The organism is Streptomyces ardesiacus, assembly GCF_003112575.1.
GTDB classification, from domain to species: domain Bacteria; phylum Actinomycetota; class Actinomycetes; order Streptomycetales; family Streptomycetaceae; genus Streptomyces; species Streptomyces ardesiacus.
Genome location: NZ_BEWC01000007.1, coordinates 627,736 through 640,259 on the forward strand (window position 1 = coordinate 627,736; position 12,524 = coordinate 640,259).

General features: G+C 75.2%; 13 protein-coding genes. 3 read left to right on the forward strand and 10 right to left on the reverse strand.

Annotated features, from left to right (window positions below):
- Positions 1–8 precede the first annotated feature (8 nt).
- From Sdi02f_RS24855 to Sdi02f_RS24885, 7 genes are all read right to left on the reverse strand, one after another.
- Positions 9–806: an ABC transporter permease gene (locus tag Sdi02f_RS24855; RefSeq protein WP_030400127.1), complete on the reverse strand. Its 798-nt coding sequence runs from the start codon at positions 804–806 to the stop codon at positions 9–11.
- Positions 793–1,689 carry a 2-aminoethylphosphonate ABC transporter permease subunit gene (locus tag Sdi02f_RS24860; protein WP_108934036.1) on the reverse strand — a complete coding sequence of 299 codons (897 nt, stop codon included), beginning with the start codon at positions 1,687–1,689 and terminating at the stop codon, positions 793–795. Before Sdi02f_RS24860 ends, Sdi02f_RS24855 begins: the two co-directional genes overlap by 14 nt.
- Positions 1,679–2,749: an ABC transporter ATP-binding protein gene (locus tag Sdi02f_RS24865; RefSeq protein ID WP_030400129.1), complete on the reverse strand. Its 1,071-nt coding sequence runs from the start codon at positions 2,747–2,749 to the stop codon at positions 1,679–1,681. Before Sdi02f_RS24865 ends, Sdi02f_RS24860 begins: the two co-directional genes overlap by 11 nt.
- The gene (locus Sdi02f_RS24870) at positions 2,749–3,498 is read right to left on the reverse strand and encodes a phosphonatase-like hydrolase (RefSeq protein ID WP_037824429.1); all 750 of its coding nucleotides are present in this window, start codon (positions 3,496–3,498) and stop codon (positions 2,749–2,751) included. The genes Sdi02f_RS24865 and Sdi02f_RS24870 overlap by 1 nt, the downstream gene beginning before the upstream one ends.
- Before the next feature lie 7 nt (positions 3,499–3,505).
- Entirely contained in the window at positions 3,506–4,630 is a 1,125-nt protein-coding gene (locus Sdi02f_RS24875; RefSeq protein ID WP_030400131.1) for a TIGR03364 family FAD-dependent oxidoreductase, read from the reverse strand.
- A gap of 220 nt (positions 4,631–4,850) precedes the next feature.
- On the reverse strand, positions 4,851–5,606 hold the full coding sequence (locus Sdi02f_RS24880; RefSeq protein ID WP_030400132.1) for a GntR family transcriptional regulator: 756 nt from the start codon (positions 5,604–5,606) through the stop codon (positions 4,851–4,853).
- A 55-nt stretch (positions 5,607–5,661) separates the two neighbouring features.
- Complete coding sequence (locus tag Sdi02f_RS24885; protein WP_108934037.1) at positions 5,662–7,305, reverse strand: ROK family protein; 1,644 nt, start codon at positions 7,303–7,305, stop codon at positions 5,662–5,664.
- Between the two features lie 122 nt (positions 7,306–7,427).
- Here Sdi02f_RS24885 and Sdi02f_RS24890 point away from each other — a divergent pair, with 122 nt between their 5' ends.
- The 3 genes from Sdi02f_RS24890 to Sdi02f_RS24900 all read left to right on the forward strand — a co-directional run bounded on the left by Sdi02f_RS24890 (position 7,428) and on the right by Sdi02f_RS24900 (position 10,014).
- Entirely contained in the window at positions 7,428–8,510 is a 1,083-nt protein-coding gene (locus tag Sdi02f_RS24890; RefSeq protein ID WP_108934038.1) for a Gfo/Idh/MocA family oxidoreductase, read from the forward strand.
- Positions 8,507–8,998, forward strand: coding sequence for a heme-degrading domain-containing protein (locus Sdi02f_RS24895; protein WP_031084219.1), 492 nt, complete (start codon positions 8,507–8,509; stop codon positions 8,996–8,998). The genes Sdi02f_RS24890 and Sdi02f_RS24895 overlap by 4 nt, the downstream gene beginning before the upstream one ends.
- A 116-nt stretch (positions 8,999–9,114) precedes the next feature.
- Positions 9,115–10,014, forward strand: coding sequence for an LLM class F420-dependent oxidoreductase (locus Sdi02f_RS24900; RefSeq protein WP_030400135.1), 900 nt, complete (start codon positions 9,115–9,117; stop codon positions 10,012–10,014).
- A 122-nt stretch (positions 10,015–10,136) separates the two neighbouring features.
- Here Sdi02f_RS24900 and Sdi02f_RS24905 read toward each other — a convergent pair whose 3' ends face one another.
- The 3 genes from Sdi02f_RS24905 to Sdi02f_RS24915 all read right to left on the reverse strand — a co-directional run bounded on the left by Sdi02f_RS24905 (position 10,137) and on the right by Sdi02f_RS24915 (position 12,318).
- Complete coding sequence (locus Sdi02f_RS24905; RefSeq protein ID WP_030400136.1) at positions 10,137–10,994, reverse strand: fumarylacetoacetate hydrolase family protein; 858 nt, start codon at positions 10,992–10,994, stop codon at positions 10,137–10,139.
- Positions 10,995–11,169: 175 nt separating this feature from the next.
- The gene (locus Sdi02f_RS24910) at positions 11,170–11,883 is read right to left on the reverse strand and encodes a YidC/Oxa1 family membrane protein insertase (protein WP_030400137.1); all 714 of its coding nucleotides are present in this window, start codon (positions 11,881–11,883) and stop codon (positions 11,170–11,172) included.
- A 99-nt stretch (positions 11,884–11,982) separates the two neighbouring features.
- Positions 11,983–12,318, reverse strand: coding sequence for a DUF6412 domain-containing protein (locus Sdi02f_RS24915; protein ID WP_051783223.1), 336 nt, complete (start codon positions 12,316–12,318; stop codon positions 11,983–11,985).
- Between the last annotated feature and the right edge of the window lie 206 nt (positions 12,319–12,524).

Consider the following 12,524-nt stretch of genomic DNA (forward strand, 5'->3'; position numbering starts at 1 on the left):
GGGGCGGTTCAGCGGTACGAGGCCCTGGTGCGGATCCGGGAGACGGCGAGCAGCACCAGCAGGGTGGCGGTCATGAGGACCACGGCGACGGCGGAGCCGGTGAACAGGGCGCCGCGGTCGGTGGCCGCGTAGATCAGGACGGGCAGCGGGGTCCAGTCGGGCGGGTAGAGCATCATCGTGGCGCTCAGCTCGCCCATGGACAGGGCGAAGCAGAGCCCGGCGGCGGCGGTCAGGGACGGCAGCAGCAGCGGGAGCCTCACCCGCCACAGGACGTACGCCGGTGAGGCGCCCAGTGACGCGGCGGCCTGGGCGTAGCCGGGGTCGAGGCGGGTGAGGGCGGCGGACACCGACTGGTGGGCGAAGGCGGTGACCAGCACGGTGTGGGCGACGATCACGATCCAGCGGGTGCCGTTGAGCAGCATCGGCGGCTGGGAGAAGGCGACCAGGGTCGCCAGGCCGACGACGACGGAGGGCACGGCGAGGGGCAGCACGAACAGGGCGTCGAGTGCCTTGCGGCGCCGCTTGCCCAGCTCCGCCGCGGCGAGCGCGGCCCAGGTGCCGGCGGTGAGGGCGAGCAGGCTGGCGGCGACGGCGGTGACCAGGCTGGTGGTGAGGGCCTGGAGGGCCTCGCCGCGGGTGGCGGCCGCGTAGTGGGCGGTGGTCGGTCCCGAGGGCAGGACGCCGGACCAGTTCGTGGCGAAGGAGGCGCCCAGGACGACCAGGAGGGGCAGGGCGAACAGGGGCAGGAAGAGCAGGAGGAAGAGGGCCCACACGGCCCACCTCGCCCCGCGGCTATGCACGAGCACGGCGGCTCACCACCCGGTAGAGGCCGTACAGGCCCACGGAGATCAGGACGTTGACGACGGCGACCACGCAGGCGCCCGGGTAGTCGGACTCCAGGATCGCCTTGCCGTAGACGAGGGTCGGCAGGGTCGTGACGCCTTTGGCGCCGGTGAACAGGACGATGCCGAACTCGTTCAGGCACAGGACGAGGACGAGGCTGCCGCCGGCCGCGAGGGCGGGCAGCGCCTCCGGCAGGACGATCCGCCGGACGATGCGCGGCGCGCGGGCGCCCAGCGAACCGGCGGCCTCGATCTGGGCGGTGTCCAGCTGGGAGAAGGCGGCGAGCAGCGGGCGCATCACGAACGGCGTGAAGTACGTGATCTCGGCGAGCAGGACGCCCCACGGCGTGGTCAGGAACCGGAACGGTCCCTCGGCCGCGCCCGTGACGCCGGTCCACGCGCCGTTGGCCATGCCGACGCTGCCGTAGACGAAGAGCAGGGCGAGGGTGACGAGGAAGGACGGGAAGGAGAGGAAGACGTCGACGAACCGTGCCACCGCCCGCGCCCCGGGGAACGGCACGAAGGCGATGACCAGCGCGAGCAGGAACCCGAGCACCAGGCACCCGGCGGTGGCGGCGAGGGCCAGCCACACGGTGGTCCACAGCGCCTCCCGGAAGGCGGTCGAGGCGAGGACGTCGGCGTACGGCCGGAGCGAGGTGCCGCCGGTGTCGGGCCGGAAGGACTGCTGGACGACGAGGGCGAGGGGGTGGAGGAAGAAGAGGGCGAGGAGGGCCACGGGCGGCAGCGCCCACAGGCAGGGGCGCCACGCCCCGCGCGCGCGGCCACCCGGCTGCCGGTCCTCGCTCCTGCGCGGGGCGACGGCCCCCGGCGCCGGTTCACCGGTCATCGGCGCTCACCTCCGCGGGCAGCAGCACCGCGTCGCCGGGCGCGAAGTGCAGGCTCACCGGCTCCCCGTGTCCCGGCGGCGCCTTCAGCTCCCGTACGTCGGCCATCACGCGGTGCCCGGCGACGTCGACGTACAGGCGGTGCGTGGCGCCGCGCCACTGGAGCTCCGCGAGCGTGCCGGTGAGCCGGTTCGGCCCGTCGCCGAGCCCGACGAGGTGCGGGCGCACGCACAGGGTCGCCGAGGCGCCGGGCACGGCGCTGCCGGTGTCCACCTTCAGCTCCGTCTCCCCGAGCAGCGCCCCGTCCCGTCCCACCGTCACCGGCAGGAGGTTCGCGTTGCCGACGAAGGACGCCGTGAACGCGTTGGCGGGCGCCCGGTACAGCTCGCGGGGGGTGCCGCAGGCCCGGAGGCGGGCCTTGTCCATCACGGCGATGCGGTCGGCGAGGGTGAGGGCCTCCACCTGGTCGTGGGTGACGTAGAGGATCGTCACGTCGGGCAACTCGCGGTGCAGCCGGGCCAGTTCGGCGAGCATCCCGGAGCGCAGCCGGGCGTCGAGCGCGGACAGCGGTTCGTCCAGGAGCAGGACGCCGGGCCGGATGGCCAGCGCGCGGGCGATGGCGACGCGCTGCTGCTGGCCGCCGGAGAGTTCGCGGGGGTGGCGGCGGGCGTAGGCGCCCATGCCGGTCATCTCCAGTGCCTCGGCGACCCTGGTGCGGACCTCGGCCCTGGGGACCCTGCGGGCGCGCAGCCCGAAGGCGACGTTCTCCTCGACCCGCATGTGCGGGAAGAGGGCGTACTGCTGGACGACCATGCCGATGCCGCGCCGGTGCGGGGGCAGGCCGGTGACGTCGCGGTCGCCGAGGAACACCCGCCCCGAGGCGGGCCGTACGAACCCGGCGACCGCCCGCAGGGCGGTGGTCTTGCCGGATCCGGACGGGCCGAGCAGCGCCATGACCTCGCCGGGTGCGACGGTGAGGTCCAGGGCGTCGAGGACGACGTTGCCGTCGTAGGCGACGGTGACGTGGTCGAAGCGGATGCCGCCGGTGGTGGGGTGTGCCATCAGCCGGCTCCGCGCAGCAGGGCGGGCAGTGCGGCGACGGAGTCGAGGACGTGGTGCGCGCCCGCCTCGCGGAGCGCGTCGTCGCCGTGGGCGCCGGTGCGCACGCCCGCGACCAGGCCCGCGCCGGCCCGTACGCCGCTGAGCACGTCGTACGAGGTGTCGCCGACGACGGCGACCTGGCGTACACCGTCGGCCGCGCCGGTGCGCAGGAAGGCCGTCAGCACCATGTCGGGGAAGGGGCGTCCGCGTCCGCCGGCGTCGGCGGGGCACAGGGTGAGCGGCACCAGGTCGCGCCAGCCGAGCGCGTCGAGCAGGGCGTCCTGGGTGACGCGGGCGAAGCCGGTGGTGAGGACGACGGTGCGGCCGTCGGCGGTCAGTTCCTCGACGGCCTCGCGGGCGCCGGGGACGGGGGCGACCAGGCCGTCGTCGACGAGGGCGCCGTACGCCTGCTCGAAGGCGGAGTTGGCCCGCCGGGCGCGCTCCTCGTCGCCGAACAGGTGCCGGAAGACGGAGATCTTGGACTCGCCCATGGTGGCGCGGACGTACGCGAGCTTCTCGGTGTGGTCCGGGGTGCCTGGCTCGACGCCGAGTTCGCGGGCGGCGGTGTCGAAGGCGCGCTCGACGAGGCCGCCGTCGGCGACGGTGGTGCCGGCCATGTCGAGGACGACGAGGCGGATGCCGGTCGGGGACGCGGTCGGGTTCGGGTTCTGGTTCGGGTTCTGGTTCGGGTTCGGGTTCGCGGTGGTCATGCGGGTGTCACCAGCCCAGTTCGTTCGCGGTGGTCTCGGCTATCGCGGGTGAGCAGGTCATGCCGCGCCCGCCGGGCCCGGTGACCAGCCACACGCCCTCGCGCACCCGCTGGCGGTGCACGACGCGGCTCGTGTCGGTGCACTGCGCGTACACCCCGGCCCAACGGCGGCGGACGCGGGGCAGCGGGCGGCCGAGGAGGGACTCGACGACGCCGGTGAGGTGCTCGTAGGGGTCCTCGAGGGTGTCGAAGGCGAAGGGGTGCTCGTACTCGTGCGTGTCGCCGATGGTCAGTCCGCCGTCGGCGCGCTGGACCATGAGCAGTTGCATCCGGTGCTCGGCGGCCGTGACGGGCTGCGGCTGCCGGGCGTTCAGCTCGTCCAGGGCGGGCGAGCCGTACGCCGGGTAGTAGCGGAAGCTGTCGGCGTCGGCGACCGAGGTGGTGAGCGGTTCGCCGAGGGGGTCGGTCTGCATCATCTGCAGGCGGACCCGGCGTACGGGCAGGCCGGGTCCGGCCAGTTCGCGGACGAGGCCGCCGAGCCAGGCTCCGGTGCACAGGAGAACGACGTCGCCGCTGTGGGTGTCGCCGTGGTCGTCGCGGACGGCGTGTTCGCCGACGACGTCGCGGACCTCGCGGCCGGGCAGGAAGGTGTACCGGGGGGACCTGAGCAGCTCGGCGCGCAGGGCGAGCTGGGCGGTGCGCGGTTCGACGGCGGCGTCGCGCTCGCAGTACAGGGCGGCGTCGAACGCGCCGCGCAGGGCCGGGTTCAGCGCGCGGGCCTCGCCGGGGGTGAGCAGCCTGTGGCCGCGGGCGACGGCGTCCGGGCGGGCGACGGCCGCCTCGGCGACGGCCCGCTCCAGGTCGCCGCGGAGCGGGGTCAGGGAGCCGTTCGCACGGAAGCCCAGCGCCGGGACCCGGGCGCCGATCTCCTCCCACAGCTCCCGGGCCCGCAGCGCGGTCTCCAGCTCCTCCCCGCCCGCTCGGCCACTGACCCAGATCTGGCCGAAATTGCGCAGCGAGGCACCGCGGGCCTCTCTCTCGCGCTCGATCTGTACGACCTCGTGGCCGCGGTTGACTGCGTGCCAGGCGTGCATGGTGCCCACCACGCCGGCTCCGACGACTATGACTCTCACGGCCGCCACGCTCCTCGGCATCGGGGAACCGGAGACATCCGGCCGACGACGGGAGCGTGAACTAGGCGTCACTTTTGGGCTAGACCCGTTATCTTTCCGTGACTTAGGCCCGGACCCGGGACGGGCGTTTTCCGGCCGCCGCACGGTCCGCCGTCGGCGGCCGACGGTGCGCGGTCCGCGGTGCGCTGTCGGCGGCCGGCGGTGCGCGGTCCGGACGGTGTCAGCCGTGCAGGCGGGTGGTGAAGGAGAAGCGGTCACCCCGGTAGAGCGTGCGCACCCGCTCCAGCGGGCCGCCCCCGGTGTCCCGGGAGACGCGGTGGATGAGCAGCATCGGGAGGGCCGGCGGGGTGCCGATCAGCAGGGCCTCGCGCGGGGTGGCGAGCACGGTCTCGATGCGTTCGTCGGCGTACCCGAAGGCGATGCCCTGTCCGGCGAGGTGGGAGTAGAAGGACGAGTCGGGGTCGAAGGCGGTGTCCAGGTCGGGGACGCGGGCCACGGCGACGTACGTGCTCTCCAGCCCGACCCGCTCGTCGTCCGCGAGCAGCACGCGCTCCAGGTGCCAGACGGGCTCTCCCCGGGTGAGGCCGGTCTCGGCGGCGAGCGGGGCGGGGCAGGGGAAGCGGTCGAGGGTGACGAGCGCACGGCCGGGGGTGCGTCCCTGGCGCCGGACGCCCTCGGTGTAGCTGGCCAGGGACAGGGGCTGCGCCAGCTTGGGACCGGCGACCACGGTGCCACGCCCCTGCCGGCGCAGCTTGCCCTCCAGCACGAGTTCGCGCAGGGCCTGCCGCACGGTCTCGCGGGCGACCTCGTAGCGCTCGGAGAGGTCCCGCTCGGTGGGGATGGCGCTGCCCTCCCCCAGTTCGCCGACGAGGCGGTCGATCCGCGCCTTGACGGCGTAGTACTTCGGCACGCGCCCGTGCTCGGGGATCCCGGAGCGCACCGGGGCGCCGGGGGCCTGGTCGTTGGGATAGTCCACGCAGGGATGGTCGCAGACGCGGGGGCTCCGGTTCCCCGGCCGGGCGTCCGGGCGGTCAGCCGCCGTCCCCGCGCCCGAACAGCGGCGCCAGCAGCAGTTGGGCCGCACCCTCCGCGACCGCCCGCGTCCCGCCGGGCGCGAGCCGCACCGGTACGGCGCCGTCGTGACCGCCCTCGCGCCGGGCGCGGGCGTCCAGGACCGCGCCGACGCCGTGGACGAACGCCTCGGGTGCGGCGGCGACGGTACGGCCGCCCAGCAGCACCAGGTCGATGTCCAGCAGCCCGGCGAGGTTCGCGGCGCCGGTGCCGAGCACCCGCGCCGCCTCGGCGAGGTCCCCGCGGGCGACGGCGGCGAGACACAGGGCCTCCGTGCAGCCCCGGGCGCCGCAGGTGCAGGGCGGCCCGTCGAGCTGGAGGACCTGGTGCCCGAACTCCCCGGCGCCGGTCCGGGCGCCCCGGTGCACGGTCCCGCCGAAGACGAGACCGGCGCCGAGGCCGGTACCGAGGTGCAGGTAGGCGAAGGAGCCGCCCCCGTCCCCGCGCAGGGCGAGGCCGAGCGCCGCCGCGTTGGTGTCCTTGTCGACGACCACCGGCACCCCCAGCCGCCGCTCCAGCGCGTCCCGCAACGGGAACCCGTCCCACTCCGGAAACCCGGTCACCCGGTGCAGCACGCCCCGGGCGTGGTCGAGCGGTCCGGGCAGCGCCACCCCGAGCCCGAGCAGCCCGGAAACACCCCCGAGCCCACCGCCCACGGACCACGGTCCCTCCCCGCCGGGAGCCTCCAGCCGGGCGGAGACACCCTCCCCGGGGGCCTGCTCCCCCGAGGCCGACGGGGCCTGCTCCCCTGGGTGCTGCTCTCCGGGGGGCTGCTCTCCGGGGGGCTGCTCTCCGGGGGGCTGCTCTCCGGCAGCCGGACCACCGGGGGCACGCCGCCCCGGACGCCGCCCACCGCAGGCGTGCTCCCCCGCGGCCGGCCCGCCCAAGGTCCACTCCCCCTCGGCCGGCCCGTCCGAGGGCCACTCCCCCTCGGCCGGCCCCCCGACCGCCCGACCACCCGGGGCGCGCTCCCCCGACGCCGGCGACCTCGGCATCTCCGTGGCAGAGGTCCCCGGACCGTCCGCGGCGGGCGTCGCGCCTCCCTCCGCCGCGGCGGCTCGCGTGCCGTCCCCGCCCTGCGCCGGCCCCTCCGCGGCACGCGCACGCGAGCCCCCCACGGCGGGCGTCGGGCCCGAGGCTGTGGGAGGGCCCGGGCGGTGCTCCGTGCCACGCGGCCCCAGTGCCTGCGCCGTAAGGTCCTCCGCCGCTCGCGCCACCGTCTCCACCACGGTCCCCGCACCCGCGCCCAGGTCCAGCGGAACGCGTCGTTCCGCGATCACCGTGCCGTCGAGGTCGGTCAGGACCGCGCGCAGCTCGTCCCGGTCCAGGTGGACGCCGAGGGCGTGGCCCGCGCCGGGGACCAGGCGCAGTACCGTGCGCGGCTTGCCGCCGGTGGACGCGCGGCGCCCGGCGTCGGCGGCCAGGCCCTCGGCCCGCAGCCGTGCGGTGATCTTGCTGACCGCCTGCGGGGTGAGCCCCGTGCGCTCGGCGAGCTCCAGCCGGCTGATGCCCCCGGCGCCGGCGGTGCGCAGCAGGTCCAGCACCAGGGCGGTGTTGTGGCTGCGCAGGGCGAGCAGATTGGCGCCGCCCGCCGCACCCCGCATGCCACGTGCCCCACCGCCCGCCGGGCCGCCGGCCCTCGCCCCGCCTGCGCCGTTCACCCTGTCCACGCCCCCATTGTCCCCGGCGCTTGCACTTTGGCAACACCGTTGCGAAAGTGGGACGCATGACTGGTACTCCACCCGGCACTCCCCCTCTGCGCGTCGGCCTCGTCGGCTACGGCCTCGCGGGTTCCGTCTTCCACGCCCCGCTGATCGCCGCCACCGAGGGCCTGGCCCTGGACACGGTCGTCACCTCGAACCCGGAGCGGCAGCGGCAGGCCCGCGCCGAGTTCCCGGACGTGCGCACCGTCGCCGCCCCCGACGAGCTCTTCGACCGGGCCGCCGACCTGGACCTGGTCGTCGTCGCCTCCCCCAACAAGACGCACGTGCCCCTCGCGACCCGGGCCCTGGAGGCCGGTCTGCCGGTCGTGGTGGACAAGCCGGTCGCGGGCACCGCCGCCGAGGCGCGCGCCCTGGCGACGCTGGCCGAGGAGCGCGGTCTGCTCCTCTCCGTCTTCCAGAACCGCCGCTGGGACAACGACTTCCTCACCCTGCGGCGCCTGCTCGCCGAGGACGCGCTGGGCGACGTGTGGCGCTTCGAGTCCCGCTTCGAACGCTGGCGGCCGAAGCCGAAGGGCGGCTGGCGCGAGTCCGGCGACCCGGCGGAGATCGGCGGCCTCCTGTACGACCTCGGCAGCCACGTCGTCGACCAGGCCCTCGTCCTCTTCGGCCCGGTCACGCAGGTGTACGCCGAGGCCGTGGTCCGGCGGGCGGGCGCGGAGGCGGACGACGACACGTTCCTCGCGCTCACGCACGCGAACGGCGTCCGCTCCCACCTCTACGTCTCCTCCACCGCCGCCCGGCTCGGCCCCCGCTTCCGGGTGCTCGGCTCGAAGGCCGGCTATGTCAAGCACGGCCTCGACCCCCAGGAGGCGGCGTTGCGCGAGGGCAAGCGGCCGGGCCCCGGCTGGGGCGAGGAGGACGAGTCGCTGTGGGGCCGCGTCGGGGCCGGGGACTCCCCGCCGACCGGCGGCGGACAGGTGACGGCGACCGTCCCGGGCGACTACCCCGCGTACTACGCGGCGGTGGCCGGTGCCCTGCGCGACGGCGGCCCGAACCCGGTGGACGCCCGGGCGGCGGCCGCCGCCCTGGACGTGCTGGAGGCGGCCCGCCGGTCCGCCCGCGACGGCGTGGTGGTGGCCCTGTGAGCACCGCACCGACGCCGTCCGACGCGGCCGTCCCCACCGTGGCGGAGCTGGAGGAGCAGGAACGCCGCCTGGTCTTCCGCCGGTTCACCCACGACGACGCCTGGGCGCTGGGCTCCCTCCTCGTCGAACTGGCCCGGGAGCGCGAGGCCCCGGTCGCCGTCGACATCCACCGCGCCGGACAGCAGCTCTTCCACGCCGCGCTGCCGGGTTCCACCCCGGACAACGACGCCTGGATCGCCCGCAAGCGCCGCGTGGTGGAGCGGTACGGCTCGGCGTCGTACCTCGTCGGCTCGCGGTTCCGGGCCAAGGGCACGACCTTCGAGGAGTCCTCGCGGCTCGATGCCGGCACGTACGCGGCGCACGGCGGCTCCTTCCCGATCACCGTGGCCGGTGTCGGCGTCGTCGGCGCGGTGACGGTCTCCGGACTGCCGCAGGTGGAGGACCACCGGCTGGTGGTGGAGGCACTGGAGCGCTTCCTCGGCGAGTGACCCGATCGGCCCCCGGGCCGTGCGGCCCGGTGTGGTCGGGGAATCGCGGGTGGGTACCCATGGTTGTCAGCAGACACGCAGCATGATCACGGCGCCCACCGGAGGGATCACCCGCGATGAACGAGGCGACAGCTTCCCCGAAGGACCTCAAGGACCCGAAGGACCTGAAGGAATCGGTCGGACGCCACGGCGTCTGGAGCATGCAACTGCGCTCCGAGGACCCGGACGGCGCAGCCGAACGCGCCGAGGCCGCCGCCGAGTTGGAGCAGCTCGGCTACGGCGCCCTGTGGCTCGGCGGCAACAGCGCCGCCCGGAACGCCGCCCCGCTGATCGCCGCGACCTCGCGGATCGTGGTCGGCACCAGCATCCAGAGCATCTGGGACCACAAGCCGTCCGAGGCCGCGGCGGGCTTCGCCGAGCTGGAGGTGTCCCACCCGGGCCGCTTCGTGCTCGGCCTCGGCGTGAGCCACGGCCCGCTCGCGCAGGGGTACCGCCGCCCGTACTCGACGATGGTCGGCTACCTCGACGAGCTGGACCGGGCCGGGATGCGCTCCGGCCACCGGGTGCTGGCCGCACTCGGTCCGAAGATGCTGGAGCTGTCCCGGGACCGGGCGGCGGGCGCCATCCCGTACCTGGTCACTCCCGAGCACACCGCGCAGGCCCGCGAGCGGCTCGGCACGGGCCCGCTGCTGGCCCCGGAGCTGAAGGTCGTCCTCGACTCCGACCCGGCCCGGGCCCGGGCGACGGCCCGCGCCTACCTCGGCATGTACCTGAAGCTGCCGAACTACACGAAGAACTTCCTGAACCTCGGCTTCACCGACGCCGACGTCACCGGCGGCGGCAGCGACCGCCTGATCGACGCGGTCTTCGCCTGGGGCGACGAGTCCGCGATCCGCGCCCGCATCGACGCCTTCCACACCGCGGGCGCCGACCACGTCGCCCTCCAGCTCGTGGAGGACGACATGACCCGCCTCCCGAGGGAGGGCTGGCGCACCCTCGCCGCACTGCTGGCGTGAGAGAAGCGCGCCCCTGACGGGGCGGGGCCGTGACAGGGGCGGCTCCGCCACGCGGGCGCGCCCCGCCACGGCCGACCCGCGCCCGAGAACGCACGCGGGCCCCCGCCCCCGGCGGGGAGCGCCTACGCCCCCTTCAGCTCCTGCCGCTGCCGCCCCAGCCCCTCGACCTCCAGCTCGACGACGTCGCCCGCCCGCAGGTACGGCTTCGGCTCGGGCTGCCCCATGGCCACCCCGGCCGGCGTCCCGGTGTTGATCACGTCACCGGGACGCAGCACCATGAACTGGCTGACGTACCGCACGACCTCCCCCACCGGGAAGATCTGCTCCGCCGTCGTCCCGTCCTGCCTCAGCTCGCCGTTGACCCACAGCCGCAGCGACAGCCGCTGCGGGTCGGGCACCTCGTCGGCGGTCACCAGCCAGGGGCCCAGCGGGTTGAACGTCTCGCAGTTCTTCCCCTTGTCCCAGGTCCCGCCCCGCTCGATCTGGAACTCCCGCTCGGACACGTCGTGCGCGACCGCGTACCCGGCGACGCACGCGAGCCCCTCCTCGGCGGACTCCAGGTAGCGGGCCGTGCGCCCGACGACGACCGCCAGCTCCACCTCCCAGTCGGTCTTGGCGGACCCGCGCGGCACGAGCACCGTGTCGTACGGCCCGACCACCGTGTCCGGCGCCTTGAAGAACACCACCGGCTCGGCGGGCGGTTCGGCTCCGGTCTCGCGGGCGTGGTCGTGGTAGTTCAGCCCGATGCACACGATCTTGCCGATGCGTGCCACCGGCGGTCCGACGCGCAGCCCCGTGGCGTCCAGGGCGGGCAGCGCACCGGCCTCGGCGGCGGACCGTATCCGGCCCAGCGCGCTCTCGTCGGCGAGCAGTTCGCCGTCGATGTCCGTCACGACGCCCGACAGGTCTCGCAGGGTCCCGTCGGCGTCGAGCAGCGCGGGCCGCTCCGACCCCGCCGTACCGACTCGCAACAGCTTCATGATCCCCAACTCCTCGCTCGCGGGCAGCCCGCCCGACGGTGCGCGACCTGGGTGCGGCAGCAACGCGACAGCATCGGAGGACTGGTCGATCCTCCAAGGCCGCGGTCCACTCCGCAATACCCCGTTCACGTACTGGACCGTAGTCGCGCGCCCCGTGCGTCCGGCCGGTCCGTGCTCAGCGCTGGAGCACCGCCCGTTCGACGGCGCTCCACGTCGTGCTGGTGACGACGTACAGCGCGGCGGCCAGCGGCACCACGGCGACGGTGACGAGCGTGAAGAAGGACATGAACGGCATGACCCTGGTGATCGCGCCGACGCCCGGGACCTGTTCCCCGTCACCGGCGGGCGCCACCGGATGGGCGGCCATCGACCGCCTGGTGAGCCGGTAGCTGAAGGTGGCGACCCCCGCCACGACCGCGAACAGCACCGCGTAGACGAGCCCCGCCCCGCCGAGGAGTCCGCCGTCGCCGAGCGCGTCGGCCCAGCGGCCGCCGAGCGGGGCGGCCAGGAGCTGGTGGGAGAGGAGCCCGTTGGCCCGGCCGCCGACCTCCGAGCTGGAGAAGACGTGGTAGAGCAGGAAGAACGCGGGCAACTGCAACAGGCTGGGCAGGCATCCGGACAGCGGGGACACCTTTTCCTCGGCGTGCAGTTCGAGCACGGCCCGCTTCAGCCGCTCGGGGTCCTTGGCGTGCTTGCGGCGCAGTTCGGCGACCCGCGGCTGCAGCTCGGCGCGCGCCTTCTGGCCACGTGCGGCGGCCCGGGACAGCGGGTGGAGGAGGAGTCGTACGAGCGCGGTGAACAGGACGATGGCGGCGGCCGCGGCCGAGGCGCCGAACAGGGGCTGGAGCAGGTCGGCGAGGCGCTCGACCAGGTGGGCGAAAACGGACATGGGTGGTGAGCCCTCCGGGGGTCTCGTCGTGCCGGGTGGAGAGATGGCGGCATGACGACACGACCGGCGTGGGGCCGGGTGTTCGGGAGAAGCCTGGCCCTACGCGGTGGTCGCCGGGAGGGCGTGTCCGGGCGCTCGGGGCCTGCGACGGCCGGGGGCGTCGGGATCGCGCTGGGGCAGGAAGGCCGTGCGCAGGTCACGGTCCCTGATGGCCGTGCGCACCCGGGTGGGCGGCACGGCGGGCACGCAGCGGGCGGCGATGACGGCGCACACGGCGAGCGCGGAACCGACCGCGGTGGTCGCGGCGAGCGCGACGGTGGCGGAGAGGGTGCCGGCGTCGACGAGCGCGACGGGCAGGAGGACCAGCAGCAGGACGAGAAGGGGGCGCGGGAGGCGCAGGGCTGCCGGTCGGTTCCCGGTCGGCGTCGGCCGCATCGACGACTCCCCCCTCGCAGACACGCGCTTGTCCGATGTTCGGATCTCCCAGTTATACAGGACGTCCAGGACATCCCGCGGGGGCCCGCCCGGCGACGACCGCGGGAGCGGCCCGAACGCGGCCCGGCACACCCCGCTCCCGGAGGGGCCGGGGCCGCCCGGGACCGCCCCCGGGCGGCTGACCCTCGTCACCTCGCGGCAGTACG